General features: G+C 68.5%; 17 protein-coding genes and 1 tRNA gene. 10 read left to right on the forward strand and 8 right to left on the reverse strand.

Annotated features, from left to right (window positions below):
- Window positions 1-103 precede the first annotated feature (103 nt).
- Complete coding sequence (locus RIC11_RS12345) at window positions 104-871, reverse strand: TrmH family RNA methyltransferase (RefSeq protein WP_350211658.1); 768 nt, start codon at window positions 869-871, stop codon at window positions 104-106.
- A gap of 62 nt (window positions 872-933) precedes the next feature.
- Between RIC11_RS12345 and RIC11_RS12350 the strand changes: the two genes are divergently transcribed.
- Entirely contained in the window at window positions 934-1470 is a 537-nt protein-coding gene (locus RIC11_RS12350; RefSeq protein ID WP_350211659.1) for a cupin domain-containing protein, read from the forward strand.
- Between the two features lie 233 nt (window positions 1471-1703).
- Entirely contained in the window at window positions 1704-2543 is an 840-nt protein-coding gene (locus tag RIC11_RS12355; protein ID WP_350211661.1) for a PDZ domain-containing protein, read from the forward strand.
- A 65-nt stretch (window positions 2544-2608) separates the two neighbouring features.
- On the opposite strand, the gene RIC11_RS12360 is transcribed toward RIC11_RS12355, so the two are convergent.
- Window positions 2609-3760, reverse strand: a complete 1152-nt coding sequence (locus tag RIC11_RS12360) for a hypothetical protein (RefSeq protein WP_350211663.1) — start codon at window positions 3758-3760, stop codon at window positions 2609-2611.
- 1096 nt (window positions 3761-4856) lie between these two features.
- Here RIC11_RS12360 and RIC11_RS12365 point away from each other — a divergent pair.
- The 6 genes from RIC11_RS12365 (at window position 4857) to RIC11_RS12390 (ending at window position 13740) form a co-directional block, all read left to right on the forward strand.
- On the forward strand, window positions 4857-5474 hold the full coding sequence (locus RIC11_RS12365) for a PDZ domain-containing protein (protein ID WP_350211665.1): 618 nt from the start codon (window positions 4857-4859) through the stop codon (window positions 5472-5474).
- Window positions 5475-5690: 216 nt separating this feature from the next.
- Window positions 5691-7091 carry an efflux RND transporter periplasmic adaptor subunit gene (locus tag RIC11_RS12370; RefSeq protein ID WP_350211667.1) on the forward strand — a complete coding sequence of 467 codons (1401 nt, stop codon included), beginning with the start codon at window positions 5691-5693 and terminating at the stop codon, window positions 7089-7091.
- Complete coding sequence (locus tag RIC11_RS12375; RefSeq protein WP_350211668.1) at window positions 7088-10246, forward strand: efflux RND transporter permease subunit; 3159 nt, start codon at window positions 7088-7090, stop codon at window positions 10244-10246. Before RIC11_RS12370 ends, RIC11_RS12375 begins: the two co-directional genes overlap by 4 nt.
- Window positions 10247-10259: 13 nt before the next feature.
- Window positions 10260-11147, forward strand: a complete 888-nt coding sequence (locus tag RIC11_RS12380) for a DUF72 domain-containing protein (RefSeq protein WP_350211670.1) — start codon at window positions 10260-10262, stop codon at window positions 11145-11147.
- 243 nt (window positions 11148-11390) lie between these two features.
- Entirely contained in the window at window positions 11391-13199 is a 1809-nt protein-coding gene (locus RIC11_RS12385) for an alpha-amylase family glycosyl hydrolase (protein WP_350211672.1), read from the forward strand.
- Between the two features lie 46 nt (window positions 13200-13245).
- Window positions 13246-13740, forward strand: a complete 495-nt coding sequence (locus tag RIC11_RS12390) for a YciE/YciF ferroxidase family protein (protein ID WP_350211674.1) — start codon at window positions 13246-13248, stop codon at window positions 13738-13740.
- A 346-nt stretch (window positions 13741-14086) separates the two neighbouring features.
- On the opposite strand, the gene RIC11_RS12395 is transcribed toward RIC11_RS12390, so the two are convergent.
- A complete protein-coding gene (locus RIC11_RS12395) occupies window positions 14087-15103 on the reverse strand; it encodes an aldo/keto reductase (RefSeq protein WP_350211676.1) in 1017 nt (338 codons plus the stop codon).
- A 384-nt stretch (window positions 15104-15487) separates the two neighbouring features.
- Here RIC11_RS12395 and RIC11_RS12400 point away from each other — a divergent pair, with 384 nt between their 5' ends.
- Window positions 15488-17344 (forward strand): hypothetical protein, encoded by a 1857-nt coding sequence (locus RIC11_RS12400; RefSeq protein WP_350211678.1) that lies wholly within the window; start codon window positions 15488-15490, stop codon window positions 17342-17344.
- 30 nt (window positions 17345-17374) lie between these two features.
- On the opposite strand, the gene RIC11_RS12405 is transcribed toward RIC11_RS12400, so the two are convergent.
- Complete coding sequence (locus tag RIC11_RS12405; protein ID WP_350211680.1) at window positions 17375-18565, reverse strand: exo-beta-N-acetylmuramidase NamZ family protein; 1191 nt, start codon at window positions 18563-18565, stop codon at window positions 17375-17377.
- Between the two features lie 246 nt (window positions 18566-18811).
- On the opposite strand from RIC11_RS12405, the gene RIC11_RS12410 reads away from it, so the two are divergent.
- A complete protein-coding gene (locus RIC11_RS12410; protein WP_350211682.1) occupies window positions 18812-20581 on the forward strand; it encodes an ABC-F family ATP-binding cassette domain-containing protein in 1770 nt (589 codons plus the stop codon).
- A gap of 60 nt (window positions 20582-20641) precedes the next feature.
- Here RIC11_RS12410 and RIC11_RS12415 read toward each other — a convergent pair whose 3' ends face one another.
- The 4 genes from RIC11_RS12415 to RIC11_RS12430 form a co-directional block, all read right to left on the reverse strand.
- A complete protein-coding gene (locus tag RIC11_RS12415) occupies window positions 20642-21067 on the reverse strand; it encodes a TA system VapC family ribonuclease toxin (protein ID WP_350211684.1) in 426 nt (141 codons plus the stop codon).
- Window positions 21068-21543: 476 nt separating this feature from the next.
- Window positions 21544-21631: transfer RNA gene (locus RIC11_RS12420), tRNA-Ser, on the reverse strand.
- A 157-nt stretch (window positions 21632-21788) separates the two neighbouring features.
- Window positions 21789-24401 carry a sodium-translocating pyrophosphatase gene (locus tag RIC11_RS12425; protein WP_350211686.1) on the reverse strand — a complete coding sequence of 871 codons (2613 nt, stop codon included), beginning with the start codon at window positions 24399-24401 and terminating at the stop codon, window positions 21789-21791.
- Between the two features lie 243 nt (window positions 24402-24644).
- A complete protein-coding gene (locus RIC11_RS12430; RefSeq protein ID WP_350211688.1) occupies window positions 24645-25634 on the reverse strand; it encodes a DNA polymerase III subunit in 990 nt (329 codons plus the stop codon).
- Between the last annotated feature and the right edge of the window lies 1 nt (window position 25635).

Here is a 25635-nt window from a genome sequence, read left to right on the forward strand (position 1 = left end):
TAGAGCGATCGTGTGCAGATCGTGCGCAAGCTGACGGCGGCTTGCCGGGCGTTATCGGAATCTGGAGACCCCTCCCACAGCAGTTCTCTTCTTGCGCGGAAGCTCACGACGAGCGTTGCCGGCGCGCTTCGTAGAACAGCACGGCGGCCGCCGCGGCGACGTTCAAGCTGTCGGCCACGCCGAGCATCGGCAGCGACACGCCGAGCACGCCCGGCGCGGTGTCCCACTCCGGCGGCAGGCCCTCCGCTTCGCTGCCGAGCACGATAGCGACCCGGCCCGCCAGGTCGGCGCGGGTGTAGGGCGTGGCCGCGTCGGGGCGGGTGGCGATCGGCTGCAGGCGCTGCTCGGCGAGCCACCGGCGGGTCTGGCCGCCGTCGGCCGCCGCGACGTTGTCGCGGAACACGGCGCCGACGCTCGCGCGGATCGTGTTGGGGTTGAACAGGTCGACGCGCGGGTCGGCCACGACCACGGCGTCGACGCCTGCGCCGTCGGCCGTGCGGAGGATCGCGCCGACATTGCCGGGCTTTTCGAGCCCGGCGAGCACCGCCACGAGCGGTCGGTCGGGGAGCACCAGGTCGGCCAGCGTACGCGGCGCGGCCCGGGCGACGAGCACCACGCCGTCTGAGCGGTCGCCGTAGGCGAGCTTGTCGAACGCGTCGCGTGCGGTCGGGAACACGTCGACGCCGCGCCGCTGGAGTTCGGCGAGCGCTTCGGCGGTGCGTGCGTTCGCGCTCGGGTCGTCGAGCACAAAGGCCTCGACCGGCGCCACCCCGGCCGCCAGCGCGCGGAGCGATTCCCGCGCGCCGTCCACCAGCAGCCGCCCCGTGCGGCGACGCTCGCGGCTGTCGCGGAGCCGCGCGGCCTGTTTCAATCGTGGGTTGTGGCGGCTAGTGATCCGAGGGAGCGACAAGACAACTCCAAGCGGGGGACGGGATGCGATCCGGCGAAACGATGACGGCCCAGCAACTGATCGACCGGCTCGGCCTCGAGCCGCTGCCCGAGGAGGGCGGCTACTACCGCGAAACGTTCCGCTCGCCGCGCCGGCTGCCGGCCGGGTCGATGGGGCCGGGGTACGAGGGCCCGCGCGACGCGCTCACGGCAATCTACTTCCTCGTGACCCGCGAGTCGCCCTCCGCTTGGCACGTGCTCCCCAGCGACGAGGTCTTCCTGTGGCACGCCGGCGCGAGCGTGGCGATGCTGCGGCTGCCGCCGGACGGGCCGGCCGACCCGGTCGTGCTGGGCGTCGATCTGTCGGCTGGCGAGCGGCCGCAAGCGGTTGTGCCGGGCGGGGTGTGGCAGGGCTGCCGTGTGGCGGACCGGGCGGAGGTCGATTGGGCCCTGTTGAGCTGCCTGGTCGCTCCGGGCTTCGACTTCGCCGACTTCCGTGTCGCCACGCCGGAGGAGGTCGCCGAGCTGGCCGCGCGGTTCGCCGAGCACGCCGAAGAAGTCAAGCGCCTCGCGCCGAAGTGATGTCGATAGGATGTCGCCGCCAAGTAAGGTGTGTTATCTAATCGACTTCGATTGCAGGCGCCGCAAGCGAGGCTCGATCTCGGATTTCGAGTCGTAAGTCTTTTCTGAATATCGAGTTAAGGGTGATGGCGGGCGTGCTGGCACGGCGTGAGCTTTAGGGAAAACCGAACGGCGAGGACAGCTCGCCCACACGGCCCTCCCAAACTCATTCGCTGACGCCAAGGAGCCCTGAGATGTCCCGCTCGACCCCACACCGCTTGCTCTCGCTGGTCGTGCTGCCCGCCGTGGCGGCGATGCTCGCCTCGCCTGCCTCCGCCGGAAAGGGCTTCAAGTTCCCTAGCATCGACGTCGGGGGGGTGAAGATCGGCGTCGGCCATGGGGGCGGCTTCCAGGTCTCGCCGCCGGTCAGAAAGCCGCCCATCAAGATCACCCCGCCGATCCGGATCACGCCGCCACCGATCTTCAAGCCGCCGATCATCAAGCCGCCCGTGTGCCCGCCTAGGCCGCCGGTGCACCCGCCGATCCACCCGCCGGTGCACCCGCCGGTGCACCCGCCCGTTTGCCCGCCGCCGGTGGTGAAGCCGATCTGCCCGCCGCCGATCGTGTGCCCCACGCCGACCCCGATCCAGCCGGCGCCCGCCCCCACGGTGCAGCCGATCGGGTGGACGCCGCAGCACGGCCCGCGGCCGTGGTACTTCGGGATGAGCCTGCAGATCGTCGGGACCCAGTACGGCCCCGGCCTGCAAGTCGCCGCGGTCACGCCCGGCAGCCCGGCGCAGGCAGCGGGCCTCGAGCAGGGCGACGTGCTGCTGGTCGCCGGTCAGGTGAGCCTGCAACAAGCGGCCAGCAACGAGCACGGCGTAGACCTGTTGCAGTCGGCGGTCACGAGCGGCGGCCCCGCGCCGGCCGCCCCGGCGGTGGCGGTCGGGTTGCCCCCCAACGTGACGATCACCACGCTCGACGTTCGCTCGCAGCAGCTCACCTACGTGACGGTGCAGCCGATCTCGACCGCCGCCCCGGCCCCAACCGCGGCGACGACGGTGGCGACCGCGGCGCCGTCGGCGACCTTCTGAGAAGGGCGGGTCCCGTAGATCGCAGGTCCCCTCAGCCGCGGCCCCCCTAGGGGCCGCGGTTTTTCTCATGCGCGACGGCCAATCGAAATTGGCTTCGAATAAATTCGGTATGTTTTATCGCGTGTAGATCCCAAAGCATCCAGGATAGCCCGCATCGCTCCATTGGTTCTCAGGATCCACGACATCTCACAATGCGTAACCCCCCGGGGAAGCAAGGCTTGCCTGCACCGGTCGATCAACAGCAGCGCGATCGCGGCGCCCAAGCGGCTTCTTTGGTGTTCCTTGCAGATGCCGAGCAGAGGCACCCGCACAGACTGAAACTGCGCATGCTTGAGTCGCCACAGGAGGCGTAGCCAACCTACAGGAAATAACTTGCCGTCGAGATCGCCTATTATCTCATTGACATTTGGCAGCGCGACAATGAATCCAACCGGGTTGCCATCGAGTTCAGCAAACATGACGGAACCCCTGCGCAGGATCTGCATTAAATTCCGCGTCAGATGTTCCACTTCTGCTTCTGTAGGCGGTATATACCCCCAGTTTTCCGACCACGCCTCTTGGAAGAGTTGCAGCGCCAGTCGGAGCTCGCCGCTGTAGTTCTCCTCGGCTATTGGGCGAATCAGGATGTCACTGCGGCGTTCCGCCCAGTCTACGACGCGTTGAATCCGGTCCGCGTAAGGTCGGGAGATGTCCAGGTAGTAGCCATAGACATCCATTTCTCCTTGGAATCCCGCGTTCAACAAGAGTTGGTGGTAATAGGGTCGATGGTGCCCCATGAGGATCGACGGGGGCCGATAGAAACCGTCAACGAGCAGCCCCACCTCGTCGTTGATCGAGTGACTGAATGGTCCCTGGATTTGGCGCATGCCACGCTGGTGCAACCAACCTTCGGCCACGCGGAATAGCTCATTGGCGGCGTCCTGAGCGTTCTCACACTCGAAGAAACCGAATTGGCCAATGCCCTCGCCGAAATGCTCTTGAACCAGCTGGCACACCTGCGCGGAGATACGCCCGACAACCCGGCCTTCACGCACCGCCAAAAAGTAAGCCACCTCGGCATGCTCAAAATAGGGGTTCTTACGGGGATCGAGCTGGGCCCGCACTTCGGATCGCAGCGGCGGGACCCACTGGGCGTCATCCCGGTACAAGTCCCAAGGCACGCTTATGAAACGCTCCAGGTCACTCCGCGTGGCGACGATTTGTATGTCTGTCGCCATTGCCATTCCTTTGCCGCGAGAGATCGTGGTTTCGCCCGCAGTCTTTTTCCCCGATGGATATCCAGTAGTCTACTCCCGCACCAATTTTGAGACCAAGCGAGGGGCTCTGAGGGAGAATCGACGAGCCCGCGACGTTGGCGTGCAAAGTGGGGATCGGTCGCGAGGCGCACGAATCCGCGGAGGTGAATCGGAGCGATGCGTCTCGGGGGCGTCGCTAACAGCCTGTTGAAGAACGCGTTCCTGGCATTTTTTCAACCTCGCCAACCTCGCAGCAAGCTCCTCGCGACTCGCAAGACGCCGGCTCTCCGCCGACGTACCGGCGCCGCCCTCCTGGGGGGCGACGCGGGCCGCTGATCAATCACAGCCTGCTAAGGCAACGCGGATGCGGTGCGCGACCGCAGGTGGCGAGTCTGTCAATTCGCGACGGTCGTGACAGCCTCCGGGGATAGCGGCGCCCAAACAGGGAGCGCTCGGCCACTTCCGTGAGCCGTCGAAGTCTCCACGGTGCAGCGTACGAATGTCGCTCAGATGAGAGCGACGGGAAACGAGCTGCCAGCAGATGGGCGACTAGAAGCGAGGTTCTCCCCCAGCTTTTCGCGATAGCAGCGCGCCCTTCCTCGCTAGCGAAGCGGCATTCGTGCAGCGCACCTCAGCGAGTGGGATGAGCAGGGCTGCGGTGGGTCGCGGGCCCGGTTGGCGGCGTGGAGCGATCCGGTCGCCGCGTTGCGTCTCTTCGAAAATGGTTCGCCCGTTGGCGGGCGGGCATGCAGCGTCTCTTGATGAGGCCCGGCCCGCCACGGTTGCGACGTTAGGCCGGCCTCGAGGCGTCGGTAGGAGGTGATGTCGATATGGCGCCACCACCGCTGATGGGTGTCATCGAAATGGTGACGACCGGACGGCGGTAAATCGAGTCGTGGACCGACGCAATAGGAGCGTAAGTCCATCGGCAAAGGTCACTTAGATCAATATCCAGCGACGCTGGCACGGGGTGAGCGTTACAGGTCCGGCAACAGCCGAGCGGCGACTCTGCTTGGCTCACCAACGACCCAGATCGAAACGCCTGTTCCGCCTTCCGCTGCTGACCCAGGAGCCCACGATGACCCGCACGCTCGCCATTGCCGCTTTGGCCGCCTCGCTTGCCGCCGCCCCGGCCGCCCTCGCTGGGGGCTGCAACAAGGGGGGCGGGCAATGGAGGCCGGTCCACCCCGTTCACCCCGCGCCGGCCCCGGCGGTTCGGCCGATCGGCTGGCATCCGCAGCCGGTCGCCCCGACTCACCGCGACTGGTACTTCGGCATGAGCCTCGAGATCCAGCACACCCAGTACGGCCGCGGCCTGCGGGTGGCGAGCGTCACGCACGGCAGCCCGGCTGACCGAGCGGGTCTGGAGGTTGGCGACGTGCTGCTCGCGGCGAACCAGGTCAGCCTGGCCGGCGCGGTGAGCAATGAGCACGGCGTCACGCTGGTCAACCAAGCGATGTCGCAGGGCCAGGCCCCCGCGCCGGCCGCCGCTGTGACAACGGCCGTGGCGTACGTGCAGCCGCAATCGCAGATGCAGTTCACCGTGCTCGACCGCCGCAGCGGCCAGCCGGTCTACGTGGCGGTCGCCCCGCACCGCGTGGGCGGCTACCCGGCGCCGGCCCCCGCGGCCCCGGCCTTCGGAGCGCCGGCCCCGTCGGCGCCGCGTCCTGCCGCTCCGGCGGTGACGACCTTCTGATCTCACCCCGAGGATCGGCGACCTACCCCCGACGAACCGGCCGCCGCGGCCTCTGCCGCGGCGGCCGGTTTCGTCGTGTAGGCAGGCGGCAAGCTAGCGGCTACTGTAGCTTGGCGTTGGTGTCGGTTGGTCGCGGCGCGACCAGGGGCTAAAGTCTGTAAGTCGGCTGGCGGCGGCCAACCGGATCCGATCGTTCGAGGGGCGCGGGGAGCAAACGTGGCATCGAATCGAACGGCGCAGGTCGCCACGCTGGTGCTGGCGGCGGTGGCCGGATGCTCGAGCCGGTCGGGCTCCCAGGCGGGGGGCCCGCAGCCTCCGCCAGAGGTGGTCGTCGCCAAGCCGGCGGTCGTCCAGACCCTCGACTGGGATCCCTACACGGGCCGTTTGGCCGCGGTCGAGTCGGTCGACGTGCGGTCGCGTGTCGAGGGCTACCTGGTGTCGCACCACTTCGAGGAAGGCAAGCCGGTCGAGAAGGGGCAGTTGCTCTTCCGCATCGACCCACGCCCCTTTGAAGCGAAGCTCCAAGAGGCGATCGCGCAGCGGGCCGAAGCGCTCGCGAAGCGCGAGCAGGCGTCGTCCGAGGTCGAGGTGGCCCAGGCCAACGCGAAGCAGGTCGAGGCCCGCCTGCGACTGGCGACCGCGCAGCTCAACCGGGCCCGCCCGCTTGCGCCGCGGGGCGCGATCAGCGAGGACGAGCTGGACGAGCTGGAGGCGGCCTACAGCCAGGCCGACGCGGACCTGACGGCGGCCGGATCGAAAATCAAGTCTGCCCAGGCGGCGGTCACCGCGGCCGAGGCCGCGTACGAGACGGCGCAGGCCGCCGTTGATTCGGCCCGGCTCGACCTGGAGTACTGCGACATCACCGCGCCGATCAGCGGCCGCGCCGGGCAACGCCTAGTGACCGAGGGCAACCTCGTAACCGGGGGAGCGCTCGCGTCGCCGCTAACGACGATTGTGTCGTACGATCCGATCCAGGCGTACTTCGACGCCAACGAGCAGGCGTACTTGAAGTACCGGCGGCTCGATCAGCAAAACGAGCGGCCCGACTCGCGCGACGCGGCCACGCCGGTTTTCATGTCCCTCGCCGACGAGGAGGGCTACCCGCACCAGGGGTACATCGACTTCGTCGACAACCGGGTTAACCAATCAACAGGCTCGATGCGCGCCCGGGCCATCTTTCCGAACCGGGACCAGTTCCTCACGCCGGGCGTGTTCGTGCGGATTCAGGTTCCCGCGAGCAAGCCGCAGCCGCGGATCCTCGTTCCGGACGTGGCGGTCGGCACGGACCAAGACAAGCAATTTGTGTGGATCGTCGACGGGGCCAACAAGGCACAGCGCCAGGTGGTCAAGACCGGGCCGATGGCCAAGGGCCTGCGGGTCATCGAGGAAGGGCTCACCGGCGAGGAGTCGGTCGTCATCCGCGGCGTGCAGCGGTGCCGAGCGGGCGCCGAGGTGCAGCCGACGGTTGAAGAGATCGAGCCGGGCGATGGCCTCGGCCTGCCCGACGACTACTCGCCCGTCGCACGGGAAGAGTGGCTGCTGCCCCCCACGCCGCCGGCGCCGCAGCCGCAGGCGCCTGGTAGGGACGGCGCGTCGGCGCCGGGGGCGGCCGGATGAGGTTCGCGCACTTCTTTATCGACCGCCCGATCTTTGCGGCGGTGTTGTCGATCACCGTCGTGATCGTCGGCGTGCTCAGCTACTACGCGTTGCCGGTCGCGCAGTACCCCGAGATCGCGTTGCCCACGGTCGTGGTTAGCACGAGTTACGCGGGCGCGACGCCGGAAACCATCGCCGAGACGGTCGCCACGCCGCTGGAGCAAGAGATCAACGGCGTCGAGGAAATGCTCTACATGCAGTCGCAGTCGACCCCAGACGGGGCGATGCAGCTGACGGTCACTTTCGCGCTGGGGACCGATGTCGACCAGGCGCAGGTGCTGGTGCAGAACCGCGTGGCGATCGCGCTGCCCCGCCTGCCGGAGGAGGTGCGCAACGTGGGCGTGACGACCGAGAAGTCGTCGCCTCAGATCATGATGGTCGTTCACCTGATCTCGCCCGACGCGAGCCGCGACCAGCTGTACATCGCCAACTACGCGTACCTGCAGGTGCGCGACGTGCTCGCTCGGCTGGGCGGGGTGGGCGACATCACCATCTTCGGCGCGTCCGAGTACAGCATGCGGGTCTGGCTCGACGTGGAGCGGCTCGCGTCGCTGGACCTCACGGCGGGCGACGTCGTCGACGCGCTGCGCGAGCAAAACGTGCAGGTCGCCGCGGGTAAGATCGGCGAGCCGCCGCTCGACCGCCCGGGCGACTTTCAGCTCATGATCGCCAGCCAGGGCCGCTTGCGCGACGCCGACGAGTTCGCCGACATCGTGGTGAAGCGCGGCGAAGGCGGCCGCCTCACCCGCGTGCGCGACGTGGCCCGCGTGGAGCTCGGCGCGCAGGACTACTCCGTGCAGAGCTACCTCGACGGCGACAACGCGATCGCGCTGGTCATCTACCAGCGCCCGGGCACGAACAGCGTCGCCGCGGCCGCCGAGGTCAAGGAGACGATGCGGGAGCTCAAGGAGAACTTCCCGGCCGGCGTCGACTACGAGATCGTCTACAACCCGACGGACTTCGTGAGCGAGTCGATCGACGAGGTCTTCGTAACCCTGTTCCAGGCGGGCGCCTTGGTCGTGCTCACCGTGTTCATCTTCTTGCAGCGCTGGCAGGCGACGTTGATCCCGGTCGCGGCGATCCCGATCTCGCTGATCGGCACGTTCGCGGTGATGAACGCCGTGGGCTTCAGCCTGAACAACCTCTCGCTGTTCGGCCTGATCCTCGCGATCGGCGTGGTCGTGGACGACGCGATCGTCGTCGTCGAGAGCGTCGAGCGCTTGATCGGCGAGGGGCGTAGCCCGAAGGACGCGACCCGCGAGGCGATGAACGAGGTGGGGGGCGCGTTGATCGCCACGTCGCTTGTGCTGGTGGCGGTGTTTGTGCCGACGTCATTCATGGCCGGCATAAGCGGACAGTTCTACCAGCAGTTCGCGATCACCATCGCGGCCGCCACGGTGATCAGCACGTTCGTGTCGCTGACGCTCACCCCGGCGCTGTGTGGCCTGCTGCTCCACCCGGCCGACGCGAAGCCCGGCGTGCTGACGCGGTTTATGGACGTCGCTTTTGGCTGGCTCTTCCGGCCCTTCAACGCGGTCTTCGACCGCGCGAGCGGGCTCTACGCGGGCGCCGTTGGCCGTATGGTGCGGGTCGGCCTGGTGATGATCGCGGTGTACGTGGGCCTGCTGATCGCGACTCGCTTCAGCTTCGAACTGGTGCCGACCGGGTTCATCCCCGAGCAAGATCAGGGCTACCTGATCGTGTCGGCCCAGTTGCCCGACAGCGCGTCGTTGGACCGCACGGACCGGGTCGCGAAACAGATCAGCCGGATCGCGCTCGAGACGCCCGGCGTCGCCCACTCGGTCGACTTCGCCGGGTTCTCCGGCGCGACGGGCGTGCAGAACCCGAACACCGCGACCTCGTTCACGACGCTGTCCGACGCGCGCGAGCGGGCCCGGCAGGGGCTGTCGGTCGCCGCCGTGGTGCAAGACCTCCGGCGCCGGCTCTCCTCCGTGGCGGACGCGGACATCCAGGTGATCACGCCCCCCGCGGTGCCGGGCATCGGCTCCGGCGGCGGGCCGAAGATGTTCGTGCAGGACCGTGGCGGGCGAGGCTACCAGGCGCTCGGCGCACAGACGCTGGAAATGGTCGCCGCGGCGAACCAGCAGGCCGGGCCGCAAACGGGCATCGCTGCCGCGTACTCCTTCTACCGCCCGAACACGCCGCAGCTGTACGCGGACATCGACCGGGTCCGCACCCAGCAGCTCGACGTGCCGGTCTCCAACGTGTTCGATGCGCTGCAGGTGTTCCTCGGCTCGCTCTACGTGAACGACTTCAATTACCTCGGTCGCACGTACCGCGTCACCGTGCAGGCGGAGAGTGAGTTTCGCGACGAGGTCGACGACGTGCTGCGGCTGAGGACCCGCAGCGCGAGCGGCGCAATCGTGCCGCTCGGCACCCTGGTCGACATGCAGCGCCGCGTCGGACCCGACCGGGTGATCCGCTACAACCTCTACCCGGCCGCCGACCTGCAGGCCGCCACGTTTCCCGGCGCGAGCACCGGGCAGGTTATTGAGTCGCTCGAGCGGATCGCCGACGCACAGCTGCCGCAGGGGTTCGACTTCGAATGGACCGACCTGGCCTACCAGGAGGTCAACCAAGCCGAGGCGAGCGGCCTATCGGCCGTGCTCATCTTCCCGCTCTGCGTGCTGTTCGTGTTCCTCTGCCTGTCCGCGCAGTACGAGAGCTGGGTGCTGCCGCTGGCGGTGATCCTGATCGTGCCGCTCTGCTTGTTGTTCGCGATCATCGGCGTGTGGGTCCGCGGCATGGACAACAACATCCTCACCCAGATCGGCTTCGTGGTGCTGATCGCGCTGGCGTGCAAGAACGCGATCCTCATCGTCGAGTTCGCCAAGGCGCTCGAGGACCAGGGCCGCAGCCGATTCGACGCCGCGGTCGAGGCCTGCCGCCTGCGCCTGCGGGCGATCCTCATGACGGCCCTGTCGTTCGTGCTCGGCACGATGCCACTCTTGGTGGCGACCGGCGCGGGGTCGGAGATGCGCCGCGCGCTGGGCACCGCGGTGTTCAGCGGCATGCTCGGCGTGACGTTCCTCGGCCTGTTCCTCACGCCGGTCTTCTACGTGCTCTTGCGTGGGCTGGTCGCGTCGAAGCCCTAGCAGGCGACAGCCGATGGCCGAGCCCCAAGAGCCCGCCGCCCGGTTCCGCCTCGGCTGCCCGGTCTGGGCGTGCGAGGCGTGGGTCGGCTCGCTGTACTCGACACGCAACCGCCGCCGCTGGCTCGGCGAGTACTCCAGGGTGTTCGGCACGGTCGAAGGGAACAGCACGTTCTACGCGACGCCGGCCGACGACCTGGTCCGCCGGTGGGCCGACGAGGCCGCGCCCGGCTTCCGCTTCGCGCTGAAGACCCCCGCCGCGATCACGCACGAGAAGCAGCTGGCCGGCGCCGAGCGTGAAACGGCCGAGTGGCTCCTGCGCTTGCGCGTGCTCCGAGCCGCCGACCGGCTCGGCCCCACGCTGCTACAGCTGCCGCCGCTATTCGATGGCGGTCGGCTGGACACCCTGGCGGCGTACCTCGCCGCATGGCCCGACGACCTGCCGCTGGCGGTCGAGCCGCGGCACGCGGACTACTTCGATGGCGGGTCGGTCGAGAACGCGCTCGACGCGTTGCTGCGTAGTGTGGGCGCCGACCGGGCGCTGTTCGACAGCCGCGCGTTGTTCCACGCGCCGCCAGACGACCCGATCGAGGCCGCTTCGCAAGACCGCAAGCCGCGTCCGCCGCGCCGGCTTACCGTGACGGGCCGGCGGCCGTTCTTGCGGTTCGTCGGCCGCAACGATTTGGCGAAGGCCCAGCCTTGGATCGACGAATGGGCCGCGGTGATCGCCGCGTGGATCGAGGGGGGCTACGAGCCGTACGTGTTCTGCCACGCACCGAACGACGCGCTCGCGCCGGCGTTCGCCGAGCGGCTGCACGCGGCGATCCAAAACCATGCGGCAGAGATCGCGTCGCTCCCCGAGTGGCCGGGTCGCTCGGCGGCGAAGCAGCAGTCGCTGTTCTGAGAGGAACGGTTGGGCTCCCGTGCTGGCGCCCCCGCTGGACGCCGAGCGTCCAGAGGCTGGCTGCTGAAGAAACAGCCGACGCACAGTCTCTGACGCAGAGGGCGGGCGAGCGGCCCGCTTGCCCGAGGATTGCGGCCCATCCGCGGGATGGCGCGCGGTTTGCGTAATCTGTGTGTCGCCCTCGGGTGGATCAGGAGCGGTTCGCTCAACCGGCGGCAGGAAACGATGGGTGAATCGAAGGCCATGCCGACATTGTTGGATCTCTCCGCTGCGCCGTTGGGCGCCGCGTTGGTGGAAGGGGGCGTTACTTTTCGGGTCTGGGCGCCGCACGCGGATCGCGTGTCGGTCGTTGGCGAGTTCAACGACTGGAGTGATCAGGCCAACCCGATGGAGAAGTTAGACGGCGGGCAGTGGGCCGCTTTCGTTGAGGGCGCCGAAGCGGGGCAGCGGTATCGCTTCCTGCTCGCGACCCCCTGGGGCGAGCTCTCCCGGATCGACCCCTACGCGCGGGAGGTGACCAACTCGGTCGGCGACTCGGTCGTGCACGACCCGTCGTTCGACTGGCAAGACGACCGCTTCCGATTGGCCGACCGCAACCGCCTGGTGATCTACGAGCTGCACGTGGGCACGTTCCACCGTGCGGACAAGGACGAGGTCGGTTCGTTCGACGAGGCGGCCGACAAGCTCGACTACCTGCAGTGGCTCGGCGTGAACGCCATCGAGGTGATGCCCACCGCCGAGTTCGCCGGCGACCTCTCGTGGGGATACAACCCGGCCCACCTGTTCGCCGTCGAGTCGGGGTACGGCGGCCCCCGCGCACTGAAGCGCTTCGTGCGCGAGGCGCACCGCCGCGGCATCGGCGTGATCATGGACGTCGTCTACAACCACCTCGGACCCAGCGACCTGGACCTCTGGCAATTCGACGGCTGGAGCGAGAATGGCAAGGGGGGCGTGTACTTCTACAACGACCACCGCAGCAGCACCCCCTGGGGCGACACGCGGCCGGATTACGGCCGCGGCGAGGTCCGCCAGTTCCTCTTCGACAACGCCATGATGTGGATCGAGGAGTACCACATGGACGGGCTGCGCTACGACATGACCCTCTACATGCGGAGCATCCACGGCGACGACGCCACCGCGATCCCCGAGGGCTGGACCCTCGCCCAGTGGATCAACCGCGAGGTCCGCAGCCGCTACCCTCACAAGGTCACCATCGCCGAAGACCTACGCACCAACGACGCGATCACCAAGCCAGAGAAGTGGGGCGGCGCCAACTTCCACGCGCAGTGGGACGAGCGCTTCGTGCACCCGATCCGCTCCGTGCTGCTGCAGGTCGACGACGCCCACCGCTCGATGGCCGAGGTCCGCGAGGCGCTGACCTACCGCTACAACCACGACGCGTTCGAACGCGTCGTCTACACCGAGTCGCACGACGAGGTCGCCAACGGCAAGGCCCGCGTGCCCACCGAGATCGACGCCGAAGCCCCCTCCAGCTGGCACGCCCGCAAACGCTCCACCCTCGGCCTCGCGCTGGCGCTCACCGCGCCGGGCGTGCCGATGCTCTTCCAGGGGCAAGAGTTCTTGCGCGTCGGGTGGTTCCAGGACACGCGGCCGCTCGACTGGCGCCGCGCCGACACGCAGCAGGGCACGCTCCGGCTGGCCCGCGACCTGATCGGCCTGCGGCTCGACCGCGACGGCTTCTCCGGCGGCCTGACCGGCCAGCGGATCGAGGTCCTCCACGTGAACGACTCGGACAAGGTGATCGCCTACCGGCGATGGGACGACGGCGGGCCGGGCGACGACGTCCTCTGCGTGGCGAACTTCTCCGCCCGCCGCTTCGACGACTACCGGCTCGGCGTGCCGACGGCGGGCGCTTGGCGGCTGCGGTGCAACTCCGACGCGGCGTGGTACACGCCCGACGGCGAGACCGGCGGTCCCGGGCCGATCGAGGTCGGCGACTTCGCCACCCAGGACCACCCTTACGACGGCCAGCAGCAATCGGCGCTAGTGACGCTGCCGCCGTACACGATGCTGATCTACTCGCAGGACTAGCGGCTCGCTCTAAGTCAGAGGGCGCCGCGTTTCGCAAGGCATAGCCATGAATCTCGACTCGCTCGACAAGCTCTACGTGCACGAGCTGAAGGACCTCTACAGCGCCGAAACGCAGCTGCTCGACGCGCTGCCGAAAATGGCCGACGCGGCGGCTTCATCGGACTTGAAAAAAGCCTTCGAAGCCCATTTGAAAGAGACGAAGAAGCACGTGTCGCGGCTGGAGAAGCTCTTCGACGACCTCGACTACTCCCCCTCGGGGCACAAATGCGAGGGGATGGCCGGCCTGCTCAAGGAGGCCCAGTCGCTCCTCTCCGGCGACGCCGACCCCGAGGTGCGCGACGCTGCTTTGATCGGCGCCGCGCAACGGGTCGAGCACTACGAGATGGCGGCTTACGGAACCGCGGCCGCATTCGCAGAAAAGATCGGCCGCCGCGACGACGCGGACACCCTTTACGAGACGCTCGATGAAGAGGGCCGGACCGACCGGCTGCTCTCGCGCCTCGCCGCGCGGGTCATCAACTTCAAGGCGTTGGTCAACTGATCGGCGCCACGTTCGCGAACGCCAATTATTAAACCCCACGGAGGGACACCCGATGACGCCGCCCAACACAACAGTTGAACAACGCTTCGGTGCGCCGGCTCCCAGTGAGTCGTCCGACGCCGAGCAGCACGCGGCCACGGCCGGAGCACCGATGCAAGGAGCACCGATGCAAGGAGCGTCGATGCAAGGTTTATCGGAAGAGCTTCCGCCGAGCCGACGCGGCCGCTGCGGCGCGTTCGCCCGGCGGCTCCGGCCCAGCGCGCAGCGCCGCTTGATGGGGCGGTACGGCGGCCGGCCGCGTTGAAAGGTCGAGTGCTTCAGTCCAGCGGCGTGCGCCGCCGGCGGCTCAGCCGCTGGTCTCGAAGCCGTGCTGCTTGCGGTGGTAGGGCCCGTCGAAGTCCTTGCTGGTCTTGAACAGCTCGTAGCGGCCGTCGGCGGCGACCTCCTTGACCTTCGCCAGCACGTCGGCCTGCTCGCTGTCGGACATCGGCTCAAAGTCGCGCGCCACCTCAAGGGCTTGATCGAGGTCGCGTTCGCTCTGCATGCCGGTCACGAGCGTGCTGATCGGCTGGGAGAGCGCGAAGCGGAGGCACTCCTTCGCTTCGATCACGCCCGACTTGGGGAGGATGCCCGAGCCGCCGCCGAGGCTCTTCATGCCGATCACGCCGACGCCGTTCTGCTGGCACTGCGGCACGACCCGGTGGCGGAAGCTGCGGAAGAAGTAATCGCACGGGTTGATCGGCATCTGCGACGCGTCCCAGTCCTGGGGCTTGGCGAGCATGCCGAGGTGGATGCTCGGGTCCTTGTGCCCGGTGAAGCCGATGTAGCGGACCTTGCCCGCCTCCTGGGCCTCGCGGGCCGCGCGGATGGCGCCCTTCTCGAAGACCCAATCGGGGTCGTTGTCGTAGACCATCTCGTGGAACTGCCACAGGTCGATCACGTCGGTCTGCAGGCGGCTGAGGCTCTCGTCGAGCTGCTTCTTGGCGCCCTCGTAGTCGCGATCGCAGACCTTGGTCATCAGGAAGACCTTGTCGCGGCGGTCGGCGATCGCCTTGCCCATGACCTCTTCGCTGAGGCCGTCGTGGTAGTCCCAGGCGTTGTCGAAGAACGTGATCCCTTCGTCGAGCGAGCGGTGCATCAGCTTGACAGCCGCCTGCTCGCCCTCGTCCTTGGCGAGCTGGCCAATGTGCCACCCGCCGAGGCCGATGATCGCGACCCGGGCGCCCGACTTACCCAGGGGCCGCTTCGGCACGCCCGACGGGGTCTGGCTCTGCTGAGCGAGGGCCGAAGAGCCCATGGCCGCCGTCGCGCCGGCGGCGAGGCTTGTTTTCAGGAAGTCTCTGCGGGGGTTGCTGGGGGGCATGGTCGTCGTGTGGTGCGAGAGAGAGGGAACTAGCTCCTCCGAGCAGCAAGCGCTGCGCCGTGGGCGGTCCGACAGTCCTTGTCCCTGGGGTCCCGAAGTAGCGTCTCACCGGTCGCTGGTTAGGCATCGTCGGGCCCGGCCGCTAAGGACAACAAGACCAGCACGATCGATTTGCAGCCGCTGTGGCCGCTTCGGGGCCAGCCCTGGCGGGTAAACGTGAATTGCGACCGCAGGAGGCGGGCGCGCCTTCCGCGTGGGGCGGCTGGGCAGTCGTCAAGTCTGGTGGGATCCGCTCTACTCTCGGAGCCCTCGCTGGACCGAATGGAGTCGCCGCCGTCCGACGGACCGATCGTACTCGACTGCCGACTTCCGAGGTTCGCCGCGATGAAGAGCCTTCTGCGCTGTGGGATCGACCGTTGGCGTTACGTTCTGGCCGTGACGCTGCTTGCTGTGGCGCCGCCCCACAAGCCGGCCCTGGCCGACGCGATCGACGCGGTATTCGTAGGCCCCCAGGTCGGTGGGGTGCTGGTCGACGAAGGCGTCGGCTCCTGGTGGGACGATGCGAACTGGAGCAACTTCCAGCGACCCGATGACACGCAGGCCGAAACGGCGGACGACACCGCCCGGTTCGACGCCGCCCTGCTTCAAACGGGAGCGCCTCGTCACGTGGTCTTCGGCGACTTCGACAAACGGGTCGCCAGCGGCGGCGGCAGTTCGTTTGTGCCCGGCGGGGTGGCGACCGTCCAAGAACTTCACTTAGAGCAGGGCGCCTGGACGTTTGACTTCGACTATTTCGACGACCCAGCCTATTTCGGCGTCAACGCCGAACCCGCCGCCGGTGGCCTGGTCGTCACCGGATTTGCGCGGGTGGCCGGCGAGCTGACGCTCGAAGGGGACGGCGTTTTCACCACGGCGGAGGCCTCCGTCGGTTGGGACGGGCCGGGCGCCGTCACTGTTTCGGGGCCGGGCACGGTGTGGGACGTCAGCCCCGACGCGCCGGCCTTCGACCTCTGGATCGGCGATGGCTTCGGGCAAAGCGACACCGGGGCGGTGCGGATCGAGAACGGCGGCCTGTTGCGCGGCGGTTACCTGGGTATGTCGCCCGGCTCCGACAGCATGCTCGAGGTCGTCGGAGCAGGGTCCGCGGTTGAGGCCTTCGGATTGGAGATCGGCCTCGATCCGCAGCTCAACGCGGTTGCAACCTTTAGTGAAGGGGGCGCTCTGCGAGTCGACTACGCATGGTTGGGACGCGGCGACAGCGTCGGCACGCTCTCGGTGCAAGGAAGCCAGACCGTCGCGGCGATGTTCGAACTAGCGGTTGGTGGCACGACCCGCTTCGACCGATCGCCCAACGAGGGAACCGGGGTCGTCACCGTGGGCGACGGCGGGCGAGTCTTCGTAGGAGACGGTCTCTACCTCTACGAGCGGGGCAAGATCGAGATGGGCGCGGGAGGCTTAGCCGTCGGCGCCTACTACGATCCCCCTGAGCCGCTTCCCGATTTGGCCCCAGGGGTCGTTCGAATCCTGCCGCCGGGGCAGTTGGTCGCGGTGGGGCGGATCGAGGGAGACTTGTCGAACGAGGGTCGCCTCGTCCTGAGCGACGTCGACCCGGGAACGCTCGATGTGGCGTCGTCGCCGGGCGTCGCCGCAGGCGATTTCACGCAAACGCCGGATGGCGAACTGGAGGTCCTCGTCGCCGGCGGAGGGGCCAACGACGCGTCGCGGCTCGTTGTGGAGGGGACCGCGCAACTCGCCGGCGCCCTGGTGGTCGTCCTCCGCCAAGGCACGCGCCCTCTCACGTCAACGGTTCACACGATCCTCGAGTCCGGATCGCTGATTAGCCATTTCGACAACGTGGCCGATGGCGGCCGCGTTGCGACGGCCGACAGCGAGGGGTCCTTCGCCGTCGGCTACGACGCGGCGAGCGCGGCGGTCACGCTTTCTGACTTCGCCTTCGATCCCACGCTCGCCGGCGACTACACCCGCGACGGAGTTGTCGACGCAGCCGACTACACGCTGTGGCGGGACCACGTGGGCGGCGACAACAACTGGCTCGGCGGCAACGGCGACGACGCCGGCGCTAGCTCGGGCGTTGTCGACCATTCTGACTACGGCTACTGGGCTTCGCGGTACGGCCAGCTGGAAGGGTCGCGCGCCACGCCCGAGCCCGCCGGGGCCGTGCTCTTGGCCTGCGTGGCGACTGCCGGAGGATCGGGCCACCGCGGGCGGCGTTCTCCTTGACCGTCGGCGGGCGGCTCGCACCCGATTTTGCTAGTACATCAGCACCCCACGCCGGCGCTCGCCGAACTCCTCGAGCCCCTTCCGCACCATCTGCTGCAGCTCGGCGGCGCTCGCGCCGTCTTGCACCGCCTGGTAGACCTCGCTGTTGATGAGCAGGCGGTCGTAGTTGGCGGTGTCCCAGTCGTCGGGGTGCAGCTTTTGCAAAGTGGCGGCGATGGCCATTCCCGCGTCGACCGCGTTGAGGCCCTTCGGGTCGACGACGAGCACGTCGACACCGCCGCAACGCTCGCCGGCGAACTTGCTCGCGTCGGGCGTGAAGTAGCGCGGCACGTACCGCACGCCCGGCGGGCTGGCCGCGTTGAGCTCCGCGGCGAACGCGACCGGCTCGATCCACGGCGCGCCGAAGCGCTCGAACGGCGTGTCCGTGCCGCGGCCGACCGAGATGTTCGTGGTCTCCATGATGCCCAGGCCCGGGTACACGATCGCCTGCGACAGGCGCCGCATGTTGGGCGAGGGGTCGGTCCAAACCAGGCCGGTCTCGTCCCAGTACATCGGCCGGCGCCAGCCCTCGCACGGCACGACCGTCAGCTCGAGCCCCGGCGCGGCGCCGTCGGCCAGGAATAGCTTGGCCAGCTCGCCGATCGTCATGCCGTGGCGCAGCGGCAGCGAGTGGCAGCCGACGAACGACTCCTCGCCCTGGAGCATCGGCCCCTCGATCGCCACACCGCCGATCGGGTTGGGCCGGTCGAGCACGACAAAGCCCACGCCCTCGGCCGCGGCGGCGGCCATCGCCAACTTCATCGTCGAGATGTACGTGTAAAAGCGGCAGCCGATGTCCTGGATGTCGAAGACCAGCACGTCGAGGTCGGCTAGGTGCTCCGGCTCGGGCGACCGACGCGGGCCGTACAGGCTGACCACCCTCAGGCCGGTCGGCCCGTCGCGGCCGTCGTCGATCCGCGCCTGATCCAGCTCGCCGCGGAGGCCGTGCTCGGGACCGAACAGGCGGACGAGGTCGACCGCGTCGGCCTCGTGGAGCAGGTCGATCGTGGTGCGGCCGTCGCTCGTGAGGCCCGTGTGGTTGGTGATCAGGCCAACGCGTTTATCGCGGAGGGGCTCGAAGCCGTCGCGCGCCAGCACGTCGACGCCGAGCCGGACCGCCTGAGCGCCTGCGGTGCAGGGCAGGAAGAGAACGAGCAGAACCGCGTAGCGAAGCGTCGTCATCGCCTGAGTCTCCGTGGGGAATAGCGAGTCTGCTAGCGTACACCGAAGCGCGTCGGCAAAGAGCACCCGGCGCAAGTCGCCGAAGCGGGTGCGCTAAATGGGGCGTCGGCGGGGTGCGCTGCGGTCGCTGACGCGGCCGTCGCCGGGTCGCGGCGGCAGGCGCCGTTGATCGGTCGGTCACCGGCGGAGAAACTAGGGCTTCCTGCCCCAAGCCTCCCGCCGCCCGCCTCCAGCCTGCAGCCTCCCTTGCCCGTTGTCCTCACCCTGCAAGACGCCCACAAACGCTACGCGGCCCAGGTGCTGCTCGACGGGGCGACCTGCGCCCTGGCCGACGACCAAAAGGTGGGCCTGATCGGCCGCAACGGCGCCGGGAAAAGCACGCTCTGCCGCATCCTGCTGGGCGAGGAGGAGCTCGACGCGGGCGAGGTCGTCCGCAGCAAGAAGCTCCGCTTGGGCTACCTGCGGCAGCACGACCCGTTCCGCGACGGCGAGACCTGCCTCGGGTTTCTCGAGCGCGACAGCGGCCAGCCCGAGTGGCGGTGCGGGCAGGTCGCGTGGCGCTTCGCGTTGGGCGACGACATGCTCACCCGCCCGGTGCGTGAGCTCTCCGGCGGCTGGCAGACCCGCGTGAAGCTCGCCGCGCTGCTGCTGCACGACCCGAACCTGCTGATCCTCGACGAGCCGACCAACTTCCTCGACCTCCGCACGCAGATCCTGCTGGAGCACTTCCTCCGCGACTTCAAGGCCGGCGTGCTGGTGGTGTCGCACGACCGGTCGTTCTTGAAGAAGACCTGCTCGCACACGCTCGAGCTTTCACGAGGCCAGCTGACGATGTTCCCGGGCGACGTCGACGCGTACCTCGAAAACCTCGAGGAGCGTCGCGAGCACGACAAGCGGCTCAACGCAACGACGCTCGCCAAGCGCCGGCAGCTCGAGCAGTTCATCGCCAGCAACCGCGCAAACGCCAACACCGCCAGCCAGGCGCGGAGCAAGGCCAAGCAGCTCGAGAAACTCGAGCTGGTCGAGGTCGCCGGCGAGGAGGGGCGCGTCCACTTCTCGTTCCCGCAGGTCGAACCGCGCAAGGGGCCGGCCGTGCGGACCGAGGGGCTCGCCATCGGTTACGACGACCGCACCGTGGCCGAAGACATCCACGTCGAGATCGAGCACGGCGAGCGCGTCGGCATCGTGGGGGACAACGGCCAGGGGAAGACGACCTTCCTCCGCACGGTCTGCGAGTCGCTCCCCCCGAAGAAGGGCGAGCTCAAGTGGGGCTACGGCTGCCAGCTCGGCGTGTATGCGCAGCACGTGTACACCACGCTGCGCGGCGACCAGACGGTGCTCGATTACCTCGACCACCAAGCCGCGCCGGGCACGACCACCCAGCAGCTGAAGGACGTGGCCGGCAGCTTCTTGTTCTCGGGCGACTTGGCGGAGAAGAAGGTGAAGGTGCTCAGCGGCGGCGAGCGGGCCCGGCTGGTGCTCGCCGGGTTGCTGCTGGAGCAGCACAACGTGCTGGTGCTCGACGAGCCCGGCAACCACCTCGACGTCGAGACCGTCGAGGCGCTGGCCGCCGCGCTCGAGCGGTATAAGGGAACGGTGGTCTTCACGAGCCACGACCGGTACTTCATGCGGGAGGTCGCGACCTCGGTCATCGAGGTGCGCGACGGCCGCGTGACGAGCTACCCGGCCAGCTACGACGACTACGTCTACCGGATCGGCAAAGAGATCGACGCCGGCCTGCGGTCGACGCCCGGCGGCAAGCCGAAGGACGACTCCCCCGGCGGCACAAAACCGGGCGGCCGCGCCGACCGCGACGCGCAGAAGCAGCTCAAGAGCGTCGAGCGGAAGATCGCCAAGCTCGACGAAGAGAAGAAACAACTCAGCGAATCCCAAGCGACCACCACCGACATCGCCGAGGCCCAGCGCCTGCACCACCGCCTGGCGGAAATCGCCGCGGAGGTCGAGGCCCTCGAGGTCGAGTGGCTCGAGCTGAGCGAAGCGGTCGGGGCGTGGTGAGGGAGGGGGTGAGGGGGTGAGGGGGTGAGGCTTGGGGCGGCAGGCTTCAGTACGCGTCTATTAGGCAAGTAGCACTAGATCGGCGCCAGCGTAGCGGCGCATGCCCTGGTCGAACGTGACGAGCGCGAACCCTCCCGCAGCCGCGAAAGAAAAAAGGTAAGCGTCGGTCCAACCGGAGGGCGATTGGTTCTCGCTTCCCGTGTGCGTACGCCAGAGGCTTTCCAAGCCTCTGGGCTCGTCGGAGTAAAGCACTCTTGGGTCTCCGATCAGCCGGTCGTAGACACTCCACGCGGCTCGGGGGCTCAACGCTTCGTAACCAAAAGCACGCCGGTTCGTCGCTATCCGCAGAAACCCTTGCTGCGTGACCCGACAGAAGAGGCACTGTTCGTCGGTTGATCGCTCGAACCAACGGCGGGCGGCGGCATGGTGGCGGTGCGACTCGAACGCGAGGGCAAGCCAGACGTTGGCGTCAAGAAGATGCGACATCCTCGTCGCTCAACAATTCGGAGATCCGCGCGTTCGTCAAGTCGATCGAACCCGGACGCGGCGAAGGCACCAGCGGAAGCTGGACACGCTCAGGAGCTGCCGAGCCTTCTTGGCTACGCCGACGGGGAGCAACCTCGAGCTCCGACACCCTCACGACGGTTCCGTCGGGCAGGAGGGTGGGATCGTCAAAGACGACCACGCCGTCTCGGATACGTCCGATTTGGTCCATGTCGATCGTTCACGCTGCTGACGGCGACGCGCTGATCTGAGACCGAAGGAAGCACCAAAAACTCCGTGGCGAGGTCTCGGCACAGCCGAGCCGAGACCGCCCAAAACTCCGTGGCGAGGTCTCGGCACAGCCGAGCCGAGACCGCCCAAAACTCCGTGGCGAGGTCTCGGCACAGCCGAGCCGAGACCGCCCAAAACTCCGTGGCGAGGTCTCGGCATAGCCGAGCCGAGCCCGCCCAGCAACTCAGCGGAGGCGACAGGATTCGAACCTGCGGATGGGGGGACCCCATCACCGATTTAGCAAACCGGCGCTTTCGACCACTCAGCCACACCTCCGTGGCGCCGGCAGGACAGCGGCCCTGGCCGGCGAGTTCGCATCGTAATTCTACGCCGCCGCCGCTGACAAGGGCGGGAAGGAAGTAGGCAGAGGGCAGAGGGCAGTAGGCAGGCTGGCGGGGCGGCGGTTTGTTGCCTGCTGCCTTCTGCGTACTCCTCAGAACCAGCCCAGCGAGACCAGGCTGTACCGCACGACCAGGCCCGCCACCACCACGCTGACCATGCTCATCAGCTTGATGAGGATGTTCAGGCTCGGGCCGCTGGTGTCCTTGAACGGGTCGCCGACCGTGTCGCCGACGACGGCCGCCTTGTGGGCGGCGGTCCCCTTGCCGCCGTGGGCGCCGGCCTCGATGTACTTCTTCGCGTTGTCCCACGAGCCGCCCGCGTTGGCCATGAACACCGCGACGCAGAAGCCGCAGGTCAGCGCCCCCATCAGCAGGCCGAGCACGCCGGCCACGCCCAGCACCAGCCCGATCACCACGGGCAGCAGCAGGCCGAGCAGCGACGGGCCGATCATCTCGCTCTGGGCCGCCTTGGTGCTGATCGCGACCGGGCTCTCGTAGTCTGGCGTGGCGGAGCCGTCCATGATCCCCGGCATCTCGCGGAACTGGCGGCGGACCTCCTCGACCATCCCTTGGGCCGCGCGGCCGACGGCCTTCATCGTCATCGCGCAGAAGACGAACGTGGCCATCGCGCCGGCGAAGAGGCCGATCAGCACCTTGGGGTTCATCAGCGTGGCGTCGAAGTACACGTTGAAGTCGGGGAGCGTCATCCGTGCCAGCGAGGTCAGTTGCGAGTCGTTGGGCGCCCACACGACGCGGTCGCCGCGACGCGTGATCAGGTCCCCCGCGCCGACCTCGTTCTCGCTCGGCTCGTCCGGCAGGCGGGTCTCGACCGGCGCGGCGCGCCACTTGTCGACCAGGTCGCTTGAGGGGAGTTGGCTCGGCATGATCAGGAACGGCTGTGCGTCGAACGACTCGCCGTCGCCGGTTTTCTCGATGTTCACGAGGAGCTGGTCGGACAGCTTGTACCAGCCGTTGCGGAAGCCCTCGCTGTCGATGGCGATCGTTTCGGCGGCGAAGTCGTCGGCCCACCGCTCGAACCCGACCCGCACGCCTTCGACGTACGCGGCCAACAGCGCCAGCGCGGTGAGGGCGGCCGAGCCGATAGCGAAGCCCTTGCCGGTGGCCGCGGTGGTGTTGCCGAGGCTGTCGAGCGCGTCGGTCCGTTGCCGGACGATGGGGGGCATCTCCGACATCTCGGCGTTTCCGCCGGCGTTGTCGGCGATCGGGCCGTACGCGTCGGTCGCGAGCGTGATGCCCAGCGTGCTGAGCATGCCGACAGCCGCGATGCCCACGCCGTACAGGCCGAGCGAGAAGAGCTCCACGTCGGTGAAGTCGAAGCCGGTCGCGCAGCCGAACGCGAACACCGTGGCGATACAGACCGTGAGCACCGGGACCCACACGCTGAGCATGCCGTCGGCGACGCCGCCGATGATGATGGTGGCCGGGCCGGTGACGGCCTGGTCGGCCAATTTCCTGGTCGGGGAGTACTCGTCGCTGGTGGAGTACTCGGTCCACTTGCCGATCACGATCCCCGCGGCCGCCCCGAACACGACGCTCAGCGCCACGCCGGGGATGCCGAGGATGGCCGTTCCCTCGACGCTCGGCATCAGGAAGTACGCGGCCGCGATCGCCGCAATGATCACGGCGTAGGTCGCGCGGCTGATCCCCCTGTCGAGGGCGGCCAGCAGGTTCTTCTGGCTGGCGTCCTCATCGGTCTTCACCAGGTAAATGCCGAAGATCGACAGGAAGATGCCCAGCCCCGCGATCACCAGCGGAAGCAGCAGGGCGGCCGTTTGGGCTTGGGCGGCGGTCCAGCCGTCTGGCGTGAGGTTCGGGTTGGCGAACGCCGCGGCGCCCAACGCAGCGGAGGCGAGGATCGAGCCCGCGTAAGACTCGTAGAGGTCGGCGCCCATGCCGGCCACGTCGCCCACGTTGTCGCCCACGTTGTCGGCGATCGTTGCGGGGTTGCGCGGGTCGTCCTCGGGGATGCCCTGCTCGACCTTGCCGACCAGGTCGGCGCCAACGTCGGCCGCCTTGGTGAAGATGCCGCCGCCCACCCGCGCGAACAGCGCCTGCGCGCTCGCGCCCATGCCGAACGAGAGCATCGTCACGGTGATCTCGATGAGCGACAGCGGCTCCATGCCGGCCGCCGGCCACACCCAGTAGAGGAACGCGAACCAGAGCGTGATGTCCATCAAGGCCAGACCGACCACGGTCAGCCCCATCACCGCGCCGCTGCGGAAAGCGACTTGCAGGCCTTGGTTGAGCGACTTCTCGGCCGCGGCGGCTGTGCGGTTGCTGGCGGCCGTGGCGGTCTTCATGCCGAACCACCCGGCCAGGCCGCTGAACAAGCCGCCGGAGAGGAAAGCGAACGGCACGAACTCGCTCTGCACCTTCAGACCGAACGCGGCCCAAGCGAGCAACAGCGCGACGACCAGGAAGAACGCCACGACGACCCGGTACTGCTGCTGCAAGTAGGCGTTGGCCCCTTTCTGCACGTAGCCGGCGATCTCGCGCATCCGATCGGTGCCTTGGTCGGCCCGGATCATCGTGTCGTAGAAACGCTTCGCCTGCACCAGCGCAGCGAACGCGCCGAGGAACGCGATCAGCCAACACACGACGACCATCGCCTCAGAGGACTCGCGGGCCGCCTCGGTGGGCGGCTGCTGCTGGGCGTGGGCGACGCTCGCCATGAGTGGCGCCAACAGGGCGGCCCTCCCGGCCGCGGTCGCGAAGTTCGGCATAGCGGTGAACCGTTCCGATCCGTCGGCCCGCCAAAAACGGGGGGGCGGATATGGCAAAAGGGGGCGGCTGGCGTGGCGGTGGTAGCTCCCGCCGGCGATCACGCAAACGCCGAATCCGCAGGGGTTTGCGCCGTCCGCCAGCGACAAACCGCGGAGTCTATGCGGCGCCGGCGGGGGGGTCAACACGCCCCCTCGCGATCGGCCTCAAGCCGCGCAACGAGCCAGCCGCTCGGCCAGGCGCTGCACCAGGGCGGACTGGTTCACGTTCCGCGCAAGCGCCTCTTCGGCGTCGATCACCGCGTCGAGCGCCTCGAGCAGTCGGTCGGCGGTGGGTGTGTCGGTCGACGACTCGAGCAGCCGCTCGTGCAGCCGGCGGGCCACCGCGCCGAGCAGCTCGTGGAGCTGGCGGCGTCGCAAGCGGGGCTCGGTTCCGGCGGCCTTGCTCTGCTGTTCGAGCGTCTGGGCGAAGCGGAGCGGCTCGGTGCGGGCCGAATCGAGGCACGACAGGACCTCTCGGCAAGCGGCGACCAGGTCGCCCTCGGCGAGCCCCGCTGCACGCCCCACGCTGCCACCGGCAAGCTGCGCGAGCCGCTGCGCTTCGTGCGGCGGCAGGTCGCCGTGCAACGCCGAAAGGGCCGCCTCGACTTGCTCGTCGGCGAGCGGGCGGAAACGAACGACCTGCGAGCGCGAACGGATGGTCGACAGCTGCCGCGCGAGGCTCGTGCCGACCAGCAGGATCAGCGAGCGGGGCGGGGGCTCTTCGAGGGTCTTGAGCAGCGCGTTGGCGGTCTCGACGCCGAAGTCGTCGGCGTCGTCGATAATGGCGATCCGCCGGCCGGCGCGCATCGGGCGCAGCGACAGGTCGTGGCACAGCCCTTCGCGGTGGCGCTTGTCGGGCGGGCCGATGAACAGTTCCAGCGGCAGGCTCGACCGGCCCTCGGGGCGAGCGACGGCGAGCACGTCGGGGTGCGCGCCGGCCGAGCTGAGCTGGCACGCGTCGCAGCGGCCGCACGGCTCGAGCGTGGTGGGGCCGTCGCGCTCGCAAACCAGCGCGGCGGCCAGCTCGCCGGCGAACAGCCGCTTGCCGATCCCGGCGGGGCCCACGAGCAGGTAGGTGCTCGCCAATCGGCCCGCGGCGATGGTGCGGGCGAAGCGGTCCTTGGCCCCGTCGTGCCCGAGCACGCGACTCAACATC

The sequence above is a fragment of the Botrimarina sp. genome, from assembly GCF_040219535.1.
Lineage (GTDB): Bacteria > Planctomycetota > Planctomycetia > Pirellulales > Lacipirellulaceae > Botrimarina.

Bases quoted from the DNA above. Each gene is read 5' to 3' on its own strand.
- RIC11_RS12405 (WP_350211680.1), bottom strand. From the start codon at position 18,565: ATGACGACGCTTCGCTACGCGGTTCTGCTCGTTCTCTTCCTGCCCTGC.
- RIC11_RS12390 (WP_350211674.1), top strand. From the start codon at position 13,246: ATGAATCTCGACTCGCTCGACAAGCTCTACGTGCACGAGCTGAAGGAC.
- RIC11_RS12415 (WP_350211684.1), bottom strand. From the start codon at position 21,067: ATGTCGCATCTTCTTGACGCCAACGTCTGGCTTGCCCTCGCGTTCGAG.
- RIC11_RS12365 (WP_350211665.1), top strand. From the start codon at position 4,857: ATGACCCGCACGCTCGCCATTGCCGCTTTGGCCGCCTCGCTTGCCGCC.
- RIC11_RS12395 (WP_350211676.1), bottom strand. From the start codon at position 15,103: ATGCCCCCCAGCAACCCCCGCAGAGACTTCCTGAAAACAAGCCTCGCC.
- RIC11_RS12350 (WP_350211659.1), top strand. From the start codon at position 934: ATGCGATCCGGCGAAACGATGACGGCCCAGCAACTGATCGACCGGCTC.
- RIC11_RS12360 (WP_350211663.1), bottom strand. From the start codon at position 3,760: ATGGCGACAGACATACAAATCGTCGCCACGCGGAGTGACCTGGAGCGT.
- RIC11_RS12375 (WP_350211668.1), top strand. From the start codon at position 7,088: ATGAGGTTCGCGCACTTCTTTATCGACCGCCCGATCTTTGCGGCGGTG.
- RIC11_RS12380 (WP_350211670.1), top strand. From the start codon at position 10,260: ATGGCCGAGCCCCAAGAGCCCGCCGCCCGGTTCCGCCTCGGCTGCCCG.
- RIC11_RS12355 (WP_350211661.1), top strand. From the start codon at position 1,704: ATGTCCCGCTCGACCCCACACCGCTTGCTCTCGCTGGTCGTGCTGCCC.
- RIC11_RS12400 (WP_350211678.1), top strand. From the start codon at position 15,488: ATGAAGAGCCTTCTGCGCTGTGGGATCGACCGTTGGCGTTACGTTCTG.
- RIC11_RS12430 (WP_350211688.1), bottom strand. From the start codon at position 25,634: ATGTTGAGTCGCGTGCTCGGGCACGACGGGGCCAAGGACCGCTTCGCC.
- RIC11_RS12385 (WP_350211672.1), top strand. From the start codon at position 11,391: ATGCCGACATTGTTGGATCTCTCCGCTGCGCCGTTGGGCGCCGCGTTG.